This window comes from Streptomyces sp. NPDC030814, from assembly GCF_055572155.1.
In genome coordinates, this window is record NZ_JBVIDX010000005.1 from 366,240 (window position 1) to 380,010 (window position 13,771).

Below are 13,771 nucleotides of genomic sequence, written 5' to 3' on the forward strand. Positions count from 1 at the left end.
GATGACCACGCCAAGGCTCGCCGTGTTCAAACTGGCCTCCTGCGACGGCTGCCAGCTGACCCTGCTCGACTGCGAGGACGAACTCCTCGCTTTGGCGGGGCAGGTGGACATCGCGCATTTCCTGGAGGCCTCCAGTTCGGTGGGGGACGGGCCGTACGACCTGGCCCTCGTCGAGGGCTCGGTCACCACCGCCGAGGACGCCGAGCGTGTCCGCGAGATCAGGGCCGCCTCACGCCATCTGGTGACGATCGGCGCGTGCGCCACCGCCGGCGGCATCCAGGCGCTGCGTAACTACGCGGACGTCGACGAGTACCGGCGTGTCGTCTATGCGCACCCCGAGTACGTCGCCACCCTGGCCACGTCCACGCCCGTCTCCGCACACGTGGACGTCGACTTCGAACTGCGGGGCTGCCCGATCGACAAGCGGCAGCTCATCGAGGTGATCACCGCGTTCCTCGCCGGCCGCCGACCGGATGTGCCGGACCACAGCGTGTGCTTCGAGTGCAAGCGGCGAGGCACGGTCTGCGTCACCGTCGCCCACGGCACTCCCTGCCTCGGGCCCGTGACCCACGCCGGCTGTGGGGCCCTGTGTCCCGCGTACGGGCGGGGCTGCTTCGGCTGCTTCGGCCCGTCCGGCTCGGTGAACCTGCCCGCGCTGATCCCCGTGCTGCGCCGGGACGGTCTGGACGAGGACGGTGTCGACCGCTTCCTGCACACCTTCAACGCCGCCGCTTTCGACGAGGAGTTGACGAAGTGACCCATCGCGGTTCCCGTGTGCTGCACGTCGGCTCGCTGGCCCGGGTCGAGGGCGAGGGAGCGTTGCGCCTGCACGTCCACGACGGCACGGTGGGCGAGGCCCGGCTCGACATCTACGAACCGCCCCGCTTCTTCGAGGCGTTCCTGCGCGGCCGGGCGTACACCGAGCCGCCCGACATCACCGCCCGGGTGTGCGGGATCTGCCCGGTGGCGTACCAGATGAGCGCGTGCGCGGCCATCGAGGACGCGTGCGGGGTGAGCGTCGACCCGGCGATCCTCGAGCTGCGCAGACTGCTGTACTGCGGTGAGTGGATCGAGAGCCACACCCTGCACATCTACCTGCTGCACGCCCCGGACTTCCTGGGCCGGGCGAGCGCGATCGAACTGGCGCGCACGCACCGGGCGGAGGTCGAGCGGGGGCTGCGGCTGAAGAAGGCGGGCAACTCCCTGATGGAGCTGCTGGGCGGTAGGGCCGTGCACCCGGTGAACGTACGGCTCGGCGGTTTTCACCGCGCCCCGACCCGGGCGGAACTGAAGCCGCTGACCGCGCAGTTGAGGCAGGCGCTCGACGACGCCCTGGAGACCGTGCGCTGGGTGGCCGGGTTCGAGTACCCCGAGGCGCGCGTCGACGCCGACCTGTTCGCGCTGGCCGCACCGGACGTCTACGCCATCGAGGGCGGTGTCCCCACGGTGCTGCGCTCCGACGGCACGGTCCGCTCCTTCCCGGTGCGGGACTTCACCGAGCATGTCACCGAGAGCCATCTGCCGCACTCCACCGCGTTGCACGCCCGGCTCGACGGGCGCCGCCATCTCACCGGCGCCCTCGCCCGGTTCGCGGTGAGCGGGCGGGCACTGTCACCGACGGCACGGGAGGCCGCCCGTGCGGGAGGGCTCGGCGATCCACGCGAGGGCGCGGTGTGCCGCAACCCCTTCCGGTCCATCCTGGTACGGGCCGTGGAGGTGGTGTACGCCGTCGACGAAGCGCTGCGGATCATCGACGCGTACGAGCCGCCGCACCGCCCGTACACCGAGGTCCCGCCGGCCGCCGGGGTCGGCCACGGGGCGACCGAGGCGCCCCGCGGCCTGCTGTACCACCGCTACGCGCTCGACGCCGACGGCATCGTCACCGACGCCCGGCTGGTGCCGCCCACCGCGCAGAACCAGGGCGCGATCGAGGACGACCTGCGCCGCACGGCCCAGGAAGCGATCACCGACGGCGATCCTGACGACGCGGAGCTGACCGCACTGTGCGAGCGGACGATCCGCAACCACGACCCCTGCATCTCGTGCTCCACCCATTTCCTCGACCTGACCGTCGTCCGCACCTGAAGGAGTGTGTGATGCCTGACTCCCCGTCCACCGTGAGCGACGTGATGACGCACACCGTCATCGCCGTCGGGCGCGACGCGCCCTTCAAGGAGATCGTCCAGCTGTTCGACCAATGGAAGGTCAGCGCGCTCCCGGTGCTGGAGGGCGAGGGCCGGGTCGTCGGGGTGGTCTCGGAGGCCGACCTGTTGCACAAGGAGGAGTTCCGGGACAGGGACGACACCTCCGGCGACCTCGCCGACCGAATCAAGGCGGGCGCGGTGACCGCCGGCGAACTGATGAGCGCCCCTGCCGTGACGGTGCACGCGGACGCCCCGCTGACCGAGGCCGCCCGCATCATGGCGCGGCGGAAGGTCAAGCGGCTCCCGGTCATCGACGGGGTCGGCATGCTCCAGGGCGTGGTCAGCCGGGGCGACCTGTTGAAGGTGTTCCTCCGTCCGGACGAGGAGATCGCCGAGGAGGTACGGAGTGCCGTCCTCCCCTCCCTCCCGGGCACCGAGGCCGTCACGGTCGCCGTCAGCGAGGGAGTGGCGACGCTGCACGGCTCCCTGCCCGACCGCGGACTCGTGCCGGTCCTGGCCCGTGCGGTGCGGGCCGTGGAAGGGATCGTCGACGTCCGAACCGACCTCTCGCACCGCTGACCCCCACGAGCCGACCAACCGCCTGGGAAACCCGATGAAGTACCTGGACGAGTACCGCGATCCCGTGCTCGCCCGGCACCTGCTGGACGAGCTACGGGCCACCGTCACGCACCCGTGGCGGATCATGGAGGTGTGCGGCGGCCAGACGCACACCCTGGTCCGCCAGGGCATCGACGAACTGCTGCCCGCCGGTCTGCGGATGATCCACGGCCCCGGCTGCCCGGTCTGCGTGACACCCCTGGAGACCCTGGACCGGGCCATGGCCGTCGCGGCCCGCCCGGAGGTGATCTTCACCAGTTTCGGGGACATGCTCCGCGTGCCGGGCACACACACGGACCTGCTGTCGCTGCGGGCGCGGGGCGCGGACGTACGGGTCGTGTACGCGCCCATGGACGCGGTGCGCCTGGCCGCCGAGCATCCCGACCGCCAGGTCGTCTTCCTCGCGGTCGGGTTCGAGACGACCGCGCCCGCCAACGCCACCGCCGTCCTGCACGCGGCCCGGCTCGGCCTCACCAACTTCTCGGTGTTGGTCAGCCATGTCCTCGTACCCCCGGCGATCACCGCGCTGCTCGACGACCCGGAGTGCGAGGTACAGGCGTTCCTCGCCGCCGGGCATGTGTGCGCGGTGATGGGCTGGCACGAGTACGAGCCGATCGCCGAGGCGTACCGGGTGCCCATCGTCGTCACCGGATTCGAGCCGCTCGATCTGCTGGAGGGGATCCTGATGGCGGTGCGACAGCTGGAGTCGGGCCGCCACGAGGTCGAGAACCAGTACGCGCGGGCCGTGCGCCGCTCCGGGAACACGCGGGCCCAGGAGGCGGTGCGGACCGTCTTCCGCGTCACCGACCGGGCCTGGCGGGGCATCGGGGCTCTGCCCGCCAGCGGACTCGAACTCGCCGCGGAGTACCGGCGGTTCGACGCCGCCCGCCGCTTCCACGTGGCCACGCTGCGCCCGGTCGAGGACCCGGAGTGCATCGCCGGCGCGATCCTCACGGGGGCGAAGTTGCCCACCGACTGCGCCGCCTACGGCAACCGCTGCACCCCTCGCCATCCCCTGGGCGCCCCCATGGTGTCGTCCGAGGGCACCTGCGCCGCCTTCCACGCCGCCGGGCGCCGGAGGACGACGGCCGCGGCACCTGGGGCGACGGGCACGGCGGATACGGCGAGCACGACGAGCACGACGGGGCACACGGAGACGAGGAGGAGCACAGGATGAGCGTCGACTGCCCCCTCCCGAACCACGAGGACGAGGTCGTGCTGCTGGGCCACGGTGCCGGCGGCCGGCTCACCTCGGAACTGCTCGACCGTCTGGTCCTGCCCGCGCTGGACACCGCCCCCGGCCCGCTGGAGGACGCGGCACTGCTGCCCGGCCACCGGGAGCTGGTGATGAGCACCGACAGCTTCGTGGTCAGCCCGCTGTTCTTCCCCGGCGGGGACATCGGCTCCCTGGCCGTGCACGGCACGATCAACGACCTCGCCATGCGGGGCGCCTGGCCAGTCGCGCTGTCCGTCTCCCTCATCGTCGAGGAGGGGCTGCCGCTGGAGGAGCTGAGGGCCGTGGTCGCCTCCCTGGGGAAGGCGGCACAGTCCGCCGGGGTACCCGTGATCACGGGTGACACCAAGGTCGTGGGGCGGGGCGCGGCCGACCGGCTCTTCGTCAACACCACCGGCATCGGGCAGCGCCCCGGCTCACTGCGCCCGTCGGCGGCCCTCGCCCGTCCCGGTGACGCGGTGCTGCTCTCCGGGCCGATCGGGCTGCACGGCACGACCGTCCTGAGCACCCGTGAGGGCCTGGGCTTCGAGAGCGACATCGCCTCGGACAGCCGCCCCCTGCACCGCCTCGTCAAGACGTTGACGCCTCTCGCCGAGCACGTCCACGTGCTGCGCGACCCGACCCGCGGCGGCCTCGCCGCAGCCCTCAACGAGATCGCCCGTGACTCGTCGGTTGCCGTCGAGATCGACGAGAGCGCGATCCCGGTCCCCGAGGCGGTCGCCGCCGCCTGCGATCTGCTGGGCCTCGACCCGCTGATCGTCGCCAACGAGGGCTGCCTGGTCGCCTTCGTCTCCGCGGTGGCGGCGGACGACGCCCTGTCCGCGATGCGGTCCCTCCCCGAGGGCGCGCGTGCGGTACGGATCGGCGAGGTGTCCGCCCCGGATCCGGATGGCCGGGTGACCCTGCGGACCCTGGTGGGCGCGCGACGGATCGTGGACATGCCGCTCGGCGAACAATTGCCGAGGATCTGCTGAGGAGTCGTGCGACCGCCGCCCCCGGCCGGACGCGTGGCACGCCCGCCGCTGAGCGCCCGCCGGCTCGCGCGACCGCCGACGATCGGCCTGCGGCTCGTAAAGGCCGCCGGAAACCGCCGGGCGCCGCGTGCCCCGTGTCGGCCGGTCGTGCGGCCCACCGTCAGGTCAGCCGGCCGTTCGGCCAAGGGGCCGGGACGGGCCCGCGACACGGGGCCCCTGTGCCCCGGCGGCGACCGCTGCCGACGGTGCGCGCACCCGCTCACCGAACAGTACGGGCTGGTCGGGCCGCCGTCGGGGCCGAACGGCCCTTGGGGCGGTCCCTTCGGCGGCGGAGAGTGAGGAGACCAAGGCAAGCGTCCTGAGGAGGCGGGAGCCATGCGGCACCGGATGGTGAGTGACCTCATGACCACAGGCGTGGTGCGGGTCCGGCGGGACACCGGCTTCAAGGAGATCGCCAAACTGCTCGCCGAGTACGGCGTCACGGCCGTGCCCGTCGTGGACGACGACGACCGTCCCCTCGGTGTCGTCTCCGAGGCGGACCTCCTGCGCAAGGAGGCCGCGCACCTGGACCCGGCCGGTCTGCTGCCGGCGCTGCGACCGCAGGACGCCGCCCGTGCGAAGGCCGAGGCGTCCACCGCCGAGGGCCTGATGAACAGTCCGGCCGTGACCGCGCGGCCGCAGTGGACGGTGGTGGAGGCCGCCCAGGTCATGGAGCGCCACCGCGTCAAGCGGCTGCCGGTCGTCGACGAGGCGGGACGGCTGGTCGGGCTGATCAGCCGGTCGGACCTGCTGCGCGTGTTCCTGCGCGGAGACGGCGCCATCCGTGAGGAGATCACCGGGGACGTCCTCGTACGGACCCTGGACCTCGCACCCGACACGATCACCGTGCGGGTGGTCGACGGACGGGTCACGCTGCGGGGCACGGTCGAGCACAAGTCCATGGTGCCCGTGGTGGTGCGGCTGTGCCGAGGTGTGGACGGCGTCGTCGATGTCTCCACCGAGTTGGACCACCGGATCGACGACACCTCCTCGGCGCGGTCGGACCAGGGGATGTCGCGCCGTTCTCAGCCAGCGACCTGATCCGGGGGCGGGGCCTGGAGGGCCGGCCCTGACGACACCATGATTTTCGAGGCGTTCGAGGACGCCCATCCGGCCATCGGGCTGATCCCGGCCCCTCCCTCGCCGCTCCTCTCGTGTGCCACCTGCCTATGCCGCTCCTCCCGGTGCCGCTTCCTGCCCGGCGGGAACGATCAGAACAGGGCAGTGGGACCGGTGCAGCAGCTCGCGGGCCACGGGCCCGAGGTGGCGGCCGGGTCCATGCGGTGCGGGCCCGGCGGCGACCACGACGAGGTCGGCGGTGCGGGTGGCGTCCACCAGAGCCCGTACCGGGGCTGAGCCCGGCTCGGGGGCCGCCGCGCGTACTGTCGGGTGCCGCTCACCGAGGTCCGCCAGCGTGGAGACCAGCGCGGGCCGCGCCGTCGAACGCCCGTTCCCTCGGTGGGATGCCACGGAGAGGACGGGGTGGTGCGTGGTGAACGGGGGGATCCGCAGGCGGGCGCGGCGCAGTTCGGCCTCCTGGAAGGCGTGGGCGGCCGTGCCCGCGTCGGTGGCGTCGTCGAGGCCGAGGAGGACCTCGCCGTGGCTGTTCATCGGCGAGTCGCCGCGTATGACGAGCAACGGCCCCGGCGGGTGCGCGGCCAGCCGCGCGCTCACCGAACCGACCACCGCCCCGAGGATCCCGCCGAGGTCCCGGCAGCCTACGACGGTGAGTACCGCGTGGCGTCCCCGTTCCGTGAGGACATCGGCCGCATGTCCCTGGACCGGGACGGTGGTGACAGCTGTGCCGGGACGACGGGCCCGGACCCGTGCGGCGGCGGACGCGAGCACGGGTCCGGCCTCGTCGAGATCCGGCACCACGTGGACGATCTCCAGGCCGGCGCCGCGCAGGGCGGCCTCGTCCGCGGCGCGGTCGAGGGCGCGTACGGCGGTGATCGTGCCGTCCACTCCGACGGTCACATGGCGGGTACTCATGGTGGTTCCTCCTGTCGGGCTACGGGACGGCTCCAGGCCGTGTCCGCACGGTCCCGTCGTCCGCCCGCCCGGACGACGGGCCGCGGTGGCCGGGGGGTGCTCCCGGTGCGGCGAGAGGGCGTCACGGGCGCAGGCGGGGCGAGGGCTGTGCGGACAGGAGCTGAGGCAGTGACTCAGGTGTGCGGGACGACGGCGACCGGGCAGCCGACGTGGTGCAGCACCGCGTGCGTGACGGGCCCGGTGTGCGGGCCGGGCCGGCCCTCCCGGATCAGACGTCCGACGACGACCAGCGAAGCTTCGGCCGACGCGTCGACGAGCGCGCCGGCGGCCCGCCCTTCGACGACGGTCCCGGCCACCGTGACCTCGGGGAACTTGGCGCACCACGGGCGCAGCGCCGCGAGCACGGCGCGCTCTCGTTCCGCGAGCAGTTGGGGACCCGGGATCGGGTCGCGGGTGTCGTCGACGGCGTACGCCGTCGGGACGCGGTAGGCGTGGATCACGCGGAGTCCGGCGCCGCGACGCCGGGCGGCGGTGAAGGCGAACTCGAGCAGTTCGTCGCAGGGGTGGGAGAGGTCGAGTCCGAGGACGACGTCCCGGTACGGAAGTTCCGGTATCTCGTCCGGCGAGACGCCGTCCGGGGCGGGGAGGTGTTCGCCGGCGGCGCCCTCCCCGGACCGGACGAGCACCACAGGACGCGTCGACCGGGCCACGACGCGCTGGGAGACCGAGCCGACGACGAAGCCGGCGAGACCGCTCAGTCCGCGGGACCCGAGCACCAGGAGTTCCGTCTCTTTGGTGGCGTCGAGCAGCGCGTCGACCGGGGAGTCCTGCACGAGCCGGTCATCGATCCGCAGACCGGGGTACGCGGCCCTGACACTGCGGGCCACCCCGTCCAGGGTCTGTTCGGCCCACGCGTGCTGACCGGTGCCCAGGGGCACGGAGGCCGGTGGGCGCGGATGCCACTGCCACGCGTGCAGGAGCCGCAGCTCCGAACCCCTGCGCAGAGCCTCCCTGGCCGCCCAGTGGGCGGCGGCGAGACTCTCGGGTGAACCGTCGACTCCCGCGATCACGTGTCGAAGCATGGTGCGCACCTCCTGTGTCCTGGCCCTGGCCGGATGGGGACTGAGCCGAGCATCGGGGAGGGACCCGCTGGTGCGCAGGGGGCCGCACAGTCCTTCCCGAGGGCCCTTCGGCCCCACCTCCTCCGTATCGCGCGCCGGAGGGCTCAGCGGGACACCAGGGCCGGGTCCGGACGGCGGGCGGGCCCGCCCGCCGTCCGGGTCGTCGGCGGGGTCGTCCGCGGGGGCGCCGGCTCGGTCATCGGCGGGGGCACGGTGACCGGCGCGTGTACCGCGGGTGTCACCGGCGTCACCGGCGTCACCGGCGTCCGACGGTCCGTGCGGCGGCGCAGCGCGCGCAGTTCCAGCGCGTCGTGCGCGGCACGCAGGACGAAGGCCACCACGGCGGACCCGGCCAGCAGGACGGCGTACCGCCTCCGAACGAGCGACGTGGGCGTCGTACCCATGGTGCGCACCCCTTTCGGGCCTCGGTACCCCCTATCTCCAGTGGACCGCCGGGCAGGCCACGGCACAGGGTGCCGAAGGGCACCTGTCGGGTGCCGTGCGGCCCGCCCGAGGAGCCGGACGGCCCCTACTGCGGCCGACGCGGCGGGACCACCCTGGGCGCAGTCCACCACCCAGGCCACCGGCTCCGCGGCGCGGGGCGGGAAGGAGTTCCCGATGTGGTCCGCAGCTCCCGCTCTGCCGACGCTGGAGACGATGATCTCGGCGGCCGCGGCCGCGCCCTCCATCCACAACACCCAGCCCTGGCGCTTCCGGTTCGACCCTGACACGGTGACGCTGGAGGTCCGGGCCGTGGCCGACCGGGGGCTGCGGCACCTCGACCCCACGGGCCGTGCCCTGCACCTCTCCGTCGGCTGCGCGGTCCTCAACCTCCGGCTGGCGGTAGCCCACTTCGGCCGGGAGCCGGTGACCCGGCTGCTGCCCCGGCCCGACGAACCGGATCTGCTGGCCACCGTACGGCTGGGCGGCCCGGTGCGGAACGCGGCCGTTCCCGGGCTGTACGAGGCGCTGTGGCGCCGGCACAGCAGCCGGTTCCCGTTCTCCGAAGCGCCCGTGCCCGACGCGGTCGCGGCGGAACTCGCCGAGGCCGCCCACAGTGAGGGCGCCCTGCTGAGCCGCCCCGGCCCGGGCGAGACGGAACGGCTGCTGCGGGTGATCCGTGACGCCGAGCGCCGCAACACCGCCGACCCCGACAGGGCGGCGGAGAGCCGCCGCTGGGTGCACGAGCCGAACGCGGCGGCCCTCGGCATGCCGCCGGAGACGATCGGGCCGCAGGACTTCTGGGAGCGGATGCCCCTGCGGGACTTCGGCGCGCACCGGCGTCCCTCCGTGCTGGCCGCCCGTCCCTTCGAGAAGCGGCCCTCGATCGCCGTCCTGTCGACCGCGCACGACCGCAGGTCCGACTGGCTGCGCGCCGGACAGGCACTGGAACGCGTCCTGCTGGTGGCAACCGCCCACGGGCTGCGGGCGTCCCTCCTGCACCAGGCACTGGAGTGGCCCGATCTGCGGGGGCGGGTCGTCCCCTCGGGGGACGCCCTCCGCGCCCACCCGCAGATGGTGATCCGGCTGGGCTACGGCCCGGAAGGCGCGCCGTCACCGCGCCGCCCCGCACGGCAGGCCCTGGATGCGGGACTCCTGTCCGCTTCCTGACGGACCCGCGGTCGCGTCCCGCGCCGGTCGGCTCGGGACGCCCCGGCCGACGGGCGGAGCCCCGCACGGGGGCCGGACGGCCCCGGGGCACATACCGTCCGGCCCCCACTCCGAGGCTCCCGTCGCGGGGAGACTGGACGGTGCGTGAGCGAGGGGCGGACGCGTGACGACGCGACGCCGGCACGCCGACACCGGAGGTGGGCCATGACCGGCACCGTCACCGTGGGGTTCAACGGTTCGCCGGCCGGTATGGCGGCTGTCCGCGTGCGGGCCGGTGCTCCGTCCGTCGACGATGGTGGGGAGGGCGGCGCGTCCCCGGCCGGCCCGGCGTACTGGTCCTGCCCGTGTCGGCCGCCCTGGCGGCCCAGTCGGACACAAGGCACCTCACCGAACCGGTCGGCCGGTTCCGGGCGGAGGAACGCGCCCGTCCGGCCGCCGCGCTCACGCCATGCCGGGAGAAGTCGTGCGGGACGACCGCCACCGGGCACGGCACGTGGTGCGGTGCCCGGTGGGCGACCGGGCCGAGTTCCCAGGGGCCGGACGGGTTGCCGTCCGCGCCGCACGACGAGGAGCAGCAGCGCTGACGAACAACACGACGGGCGTGATCCCTTCCCGCCCCCGAGCAGCGACCCCTTTCGAGGTGATGTGATGAACGCCGTGCTCGACTGCGCCCATCTGGTCCGCCGGTTCGGGGACCGCACCGCCGTCGACGACGTCGGGCTGGGCATCGCGCCCGGCGAGACATACGGCCTGCTGGGACCGAACGGCGCGGGCAAGACCACCACGATCCGGATGGTCTGCGGGCTGCTGCGGCCCGACTCCGGAACCGTGCGCGTGGCGGGGCGGACGATGAGCACGTCCGCCGCTCCGGCCAAGCGGCTGATCGGTTTCGTGCCGCAGGACGTGGCGCTGTATCCGGACCTCACCGTCCGGGAGAACCTCCGCTTCTTCGGGCGGCTCCACCGCCTGCCGCGCCGCCTCCTGGAACGCCGGGTGGACGAGGTGCTCGACCTCGTCGACCTGGGCACCCGCGCCGGCGACCGCGTCGAGTCGCTGTCCGGCGGCATGCGCCGCCGCCTCAACATCGGGGCCGGGCTCGTGCACGCCCCCACCCTGCTGGTACTGGACGAGCCGACGGTCGGGGTGGATCCGCAGAGCCGGCACGCGATCCTGGAGAGCGTCACCCGGTTCGGCGAGGAGGGCATGGCCATCCTCTACACCACGCACTACATGGAGGAGGCCGAGCGGCTCTGCGACCGCGTCGGCATCATCGACCGGGGCCGGCTCGTCGCCGAGGGCACCCCGCGTGAGCTGGTGGCGCTCGTGGCAGAGCGGGACCGGGTGAGACTGACCGCCGTCGGCGACCTCGCGGCGTACACCGAGGCGTGCCGCCGTCTCGCCCGGGTCGAGGGCGGGGCCCGGAGCGGCGACGGCGGCGATGTCGTCGAGCTGGTCGTCAAGGACGCCCGGAGCCTGCTGCCCGACCTGCTCGATCTCGCCCACGAGCACGGTGTCGGCATCCGCAGTGTGGAGATCGACGAACCCGACCTGGAGTCGGTCTTCCTGCACCTGACCGGCACCGCGCTGAGGGAGTGAGCCGTCATGCGTGTCGTCCTCGCGATCGCGGCCAAGGACCTCAGGCAGCGGCTGCGCGACCGTTCGGCCTGGGTGCTCGTGTTCCTGGCGCCGGTGCTGATCTCCGCCCTCATGGCCCTGGCGTTCGACAACAACAGCGAGTTCCGCGCGAACATCGGCGTGGTGGATCTGGACCGGGGCCCGGCCGCCGCGGGGCTGACCCGGGTGCTGACGAGTGACGAACTCGACGAGACCGTGCGCGTGCGCCGCTACGACGACGAGAGCGCCGCCCGGCGGGCGGTGGACGACGGCGACGTGCACGCCGCGATCGTGGTGCCCGCGGGGTTCACCGCGTCGTTGCACGGCGGCGGGACCTCACCCGTCCGGGTCCTGGACAGCGTCGACTACGGCCTCCAGGCACAGCTCGCCCGGGCGGTCACCGAGTCGTACGTCGCCCAGGTCGACGCCGACCGGCTGTCGGTCGCCACGGCCGTCGCCGCGGGCGTCCCGGAGAGGGACGTACCGCAACTGGCCGCCGAGGCCGCCCAGTTGCGGCTGCCGGAGCAGGTCAGGGCGCAGGGCCTGCCCGACGACCCGCTGAAGGTCATCAGCTACTTCGGGCCGAGCATGGGCATGTTCTTCGTGCTGTTCACGGTCGGGTACGGGGCGCGCGGCTACTTCGTCGAACAGCAGCAGGGCACCCTCGACCGCATCGCGGCGGCGCCCGTCGGGCGGGGCGCGCTGCTGCTCGGCAAGTCGTTGTCGACCTTCGTCTACAGCCTGGCCGGACTCGCGACCGTGACCGTGGTGTCGTGGCTCGCCTTCGGCGCCCGCTGGGCGGACCCGGTCGGCGTCGCGGCGCTCAGCGCGGCGATGGCGGTGTGCGTGGTGTGCCTGACCGCGCTGGTCATCTCGTTGACGCGGACCGAGCAGCAGGCCCAGGGGCTCGCGTCGATCCTCGTGTTCGCGCTGGTGCTGCTGGGCGGGAACTTCGTCTTCGCGTCCGGCACCACACCCGCCATCCGCACCCTCGCCCTGTTCACGCCCAACGGCTGGGCGCTGCGGGGCTTCACCGACCTGGGCACCGGGGAGCGCGGTTGGGACGCGGTCGGTGCCCCGCTGCTCGGGATCGCCGCGTTCTCGGCCGTCGTGGCCGGGGTGACGGGTCTGCTCATGCGGCTGAGGAGGACTCCATGATCGCTCTCGCCGTGGCCCGGGCGACCCTCGCGCGCTCGCTGCGGGACCGCACCGCGCTGTTCTTCATGGTGTTGCTGCCGGTCGCCATCATCGTCGTCATCGGTGTCACCGTCAGCGGTTTCGATCAGTTCCGGATCGGCCTCGTCCGGGCCCCCGAGACGGGTCCGGTGGCCGGCGAGCTGACCTCGCAGCTCCAGGACGAACCCGGGTTGCGGGCCCGTACGTACGCCACCGAGGCCGACGCGCGCACCGCGCTGCGCCGCACGGAACTGGACGCGGTGGTGCTGGTGCCCGCCGATCTCGACGAGGATGTGCGGGCGGGGCGCCCGGTGACCGTACGGGTCCTGGTGGAGCCCTCGGGCGGGGCCGGGCACTCGGCGGTGTCCTCGGTGTCGGCCGTCGTGGCCGAGCACGCGGGGCGTCTTCAGGCCGCTCGCTTCGCCGGCGAGCAGGCGGGGGGCACATTCGACGAGAACCTCGTCCTGGCCCGCGAGGCCGAGCGGTCCTCCTCCCCCGTCGTCGTACGCGCCGAGACGGTGAACGGTCAGAGCGACTTCCTGCCGCTGGGCTACAGCTACAGCACCCCCACGATGCTGGTGCTGTTCGTCTTCATCAACGCTCTGGCGGGCGGCGCGACCATCGTGCAGACGCGTCGGACGGGGGTGTACTCCCGTGCGATGGCCGCGCCGGTCCCGGCCCGCACCCTGGTGCTGGGCGAGACGGTCGCCCATCTGCTGCTGGCCTTGCTGCAGTCCGTGCTGATCGTGGGGATCGGTGCGCTCGCCTTCGACGTCGCCTGGGGCGATCCGCTCGCCGCCTCCGTCCTCGTGGCCGTCTGGGCCCTGGTCGGAACCGGTGCCGGCATGCTGGCCGGTGCTCTGTTCCGCACGCCGGAGCAGGTGCACGCGGTCGGGCCGGCGCTCGGCATCGGACTGGGCATGCTGGGCGGCTGCATGTGGCCCCTGGCCGTGGTCCCCGACTGGCTGCGCACGGCCGGGCACGCGGTACCGCAGGCGTGGGCGGTCGACGCGTGGACCACCCTGCTGTCACGGGACGGAGACCTGGCGGCGATCCTGCGGGACATCGCCGTGCTCGCGGCCTTCGCGGCGGTTCTCCTGGCTCTCGCGTCCCTGGTTCTGCGGCACCGTCTGACCCACGAGACGAGGGCCTGAGCGGCCCGGTCGGCGCCGTCTGTCGCGAGCGGCACCGGAGCGCGGTGCAATGGGAGGAGAGGGAAACGCCCCCACTGTCGGCACCGGTGCGGTG

At 73.5% G+C, this 13,771-nt stretch carries 13 protein-coding genes; 10 read left to right on the plus strand and 3 right to left on the minus strand.

What is annotated here, in order from left to right:
* The first annotated feature begins 1 nt into the window (after position 1).
* The 6 genes from ACZ43N_RS14270 (at position 2) to ACZ43N_RS14295 (ending at position 6,050) form a co-directional block, all read left to right on the plus strand.
* On the plus strand, positions 2–757 hold the full coding sequence (locus ACZ43N_RS14270; RefSeq protein WP_468097517.1) for an NADH-quinone oxidoreductase subunit B family protein: 756 nt from the start codon (positions 2–4) through the stop codon (positions 755–757).
* Positions 754–2,085, plus strand: a complete 1,332-nt coding sequence (locus ACZ43N_RS14275) for a Ni/Fe hydrogenase subunit alpha (RefSeq protein ID WP_468097519.1) — start codon at positions 754–756, stop codon at positions 2,083–2,085. Before ACZ43N_RS14270 ends, ACZ43N_RS14275 begins: the two co-directional genes overlap by 4 nt.
* Positions 2,086–2,096: 11 nt before the next feature.
* On the plus strand, positions 2,097–2,723 hold the full coding sequence (locus ACZ43N_RS14280) for a CBS domain-containing protein (protein ID WP_468097520.1): 627 nt from the start codon (positions 2,097–2,099) through the stop codon (positions 2,721–2,723).
* Positions 2,724–2,757: 34 nt separating this feature from the next.
* On the plus strand, positions 2,758–3,939 hold the full coding sequence (gene hypD, locus ACZ43N_RS14285; RefSeq protein ID WP_468097522.1) for a hydrogenase formation protein HypD: 1,182 nt from the start codon (positions 2,758–2,760) through the stop codon (positions 3,937–3,939).
* On the plus strand, positions 3,936–4,970 hold the full coding sequence (gene hypE, locus ACZ43N_RS14290; protein WP_468097523.1) for a hydrogenase expression/formation protein HypE: 1,035 nt from the start codon (positions 3,936–3,938) through the stop codon (positions 4,968–4,970). The genes hypD and hypE overlap by 4 nt, the downstream gene beginning before the upstream one ends.
* A 375-nt stretch (positions 4,971–5,345) precedes the next feature.
* Positions 5,346–6,050 carry a CBS domain-containing protein gene (locus ACZ43N_RS14295; RefSeq protein ID WP_468097525.1) on the plus strand — a complete coding sequence of 235 codons (705 nt, stop codon included), beginning with the start codon at positions 5,346–5,348 and terminating at the stop codon, positions 6,048–6,050.
* 126 nt (positions 6,051–6,176) lie between these two features.
* Here ACZ43N_RS14295 and ACZ43N_RS14300 read toward each other — a convergent pair whose 3' ends face one another.
* The 3 genes from ACZ43N_RS14300 to ACZ43N_RS14310 form a co-directional block, all read right to left on the minus strand.
* The gene (locus ACZ43N_RS14300; protein ID WP_468097527.1) at positions 6,177–7,001 is read right to left on the minus strand and encodes a universal stress protein; all 825 of its coding nucleotides are present in this window, start codon (positions 6,999–7,001) and stop codon (positions 6,177–6,179) included.
* Positions 7,002–7,174: 173 nt separating this feature from the next.
* Complete coding sequence (locus ACZ43N_RS14305) at positions 7,175–8,083, minus strand: universal stress protein (RefSeq protein WP_468097528.1); 909 nt, start codon at positions 8,081–8,083, stop codon at positions 7,175–7,177.
* Positions 8,084–8,226: 143 nt separating this feature from the next.
* Positions 8,227–8,526, minus strand: a complete 300-nt coding sequence (locus ACZ43N_RS14310) for a hypothetical protein (RefSeq protein WP_468097530.1) — start codon at positions 8,524–8,526, stop codon at positions 8,227–8,229.
* Between the two features lie 214 nt (positions 8,527–8,740).
* Here ACZ43N_RS14310 and ACZ43N_RS14315 point away from each other — a divergent pair, with 214 nt between their 5' ends.
* The 4 genes from ACZ43N_RS14315 (at position 8,741) to ACZ43N_RS14330 (ending at position 13,677) form a co-directional block, all read left to right on the plus strand.
* The gene (locus ACZ43N_RS14315; RefSeq protein WP_468097531.1) at positions 8,741–9,733 is read left to right on the plus strand and encodes an Acg family FMN-binding oxidoreductase; all 993 of its coding nucleotides are present in this window, start codon (positions 8,741–8,743) and stop codon (positions 9,731–9,733) included.
* A gap of 648 nt (positions 9,734–10,381) precedes the next feature.
* Entirely contained in the window at positions 10,382–11,329 is a 948-nt protein-coding gene (locus ACZ43N_RS14320) for an ABC transporter ATP-binding protein (protein ID WP_468097532.1), read from the plus strand.
* Between the two features lie 6 nt (positions 11,330–11,335).
* Positions 11,336–12,505: an ABC transporter permease gene (locus tag ACZ43N_RS14325; protein ID WP_468097534.1), complete on the plus strand. Its 1,170-nt coding sequence runs from the start codon at positions 11,336–11,338 to the stop codon at positions 12,503–12,505.
* Positions 12,502–13,677, plus strand: coding sequence for an ABC transporter permease (locus ACZ43N_RS14330; protein ID WP_468097536.1), 1,176 nt, complete (start codon positions 12,502–12,504; stop codon positions 13,675–13,677). Before ACZ43N_RS14325 ends, ACZ43N_RS14330 begins: the two co-directional genes overlap by 4 nt.
* The last annotated feature ends 94 nt before the right edge of the window (positions 13,678–13,771 follow it).

Bases quoted from the DNA above. Each gene is read 5' to 3' on its own strand.
- ACZ43N_RS14270 (WP_468097517.1), top strand. From the start codon at position 2: ATGACCACGCCAAGGCTCGCCGTGTTCAAACTGGCCTCCTGCGACGGC.
- ACZ43N_RS14280 (WP_468097520.1), top strand. From the start codon at position 2,097: ATGCCTGACTCCCCGTCCACCGTGAGCGACGTGATGACGCACACCGTC.
- hypD (WP_468097522.1), top strand. From the start codon at position 2,758: ATGAAGTACCTGGACGAGTACCGCGATCCCGTGCTCGCCCGGCACCTG.
- hypE (WP_468097523.1), top strand. From the start codon at position 3,936: ATGAGCGTCGACTGCCCCCTCCCGAACCACGAGGACGAGGTCGTGCTG.
- ACZ43N_RS14295 (WP_468097525.1), top strand. From the start codon at position 5,346: ATGCGGCACCGGATGGTGAGTGACCTCATGACCACAGGCGTGGTGCGG.
- ACZ43N_RS14300 (WP_468097527.1), bottom strand. From the start codon at position 7,001: ATGAGTACCCGCCATGTGACCGTCGGAGTGGACGGCACGATCACCGCC.
- ACZ43N_RS14305 (WP_468097528.1), bottom strand. From the start codon at position 8,083: ATGCTTCGACACGTGATCGCGGGAGTCGACGGTTCACCCGAGAGTCTC.
- ACZ43N_RS14310 (WP_468097530.1), bottom strand. From the start codon at position 8,526: ATGGGTACGACGCCCACGTCGCTCGTTCGGAGGCGGTACGCCGTCCTG.
- ACZ43N_RS14315 (WP_468097531.1), top strand. From the start codon at position 8,741: ATGTGGTCCGCAGCTCCCGCTCTGCCGACGCTGGAGACGATGATCTCG.
- ACZ43N_RS14320 (WP_468097532.1), top strand. From the start codon at position 10,382: ATGAACGCCGTGCTCGACTGCGCCCATCTGGTCCGCCGGTTCGGGGAC.
- ACZ43N_RS14325 (WP_468097534.1), top strand. From the start codon at position 11,336: ATGCGTGTCGTCCTCGCGATCGCGGCCAAGGACCTCAGGCAGCGGCTG.
- ACZ43N_RS14330 (WP_468097536.1), top strand. From the start codon at position 12,502: ATGATCGCTCTCGCCGTGGCCCGGGCGACCCTCGCGCGCTCGCTGCGG.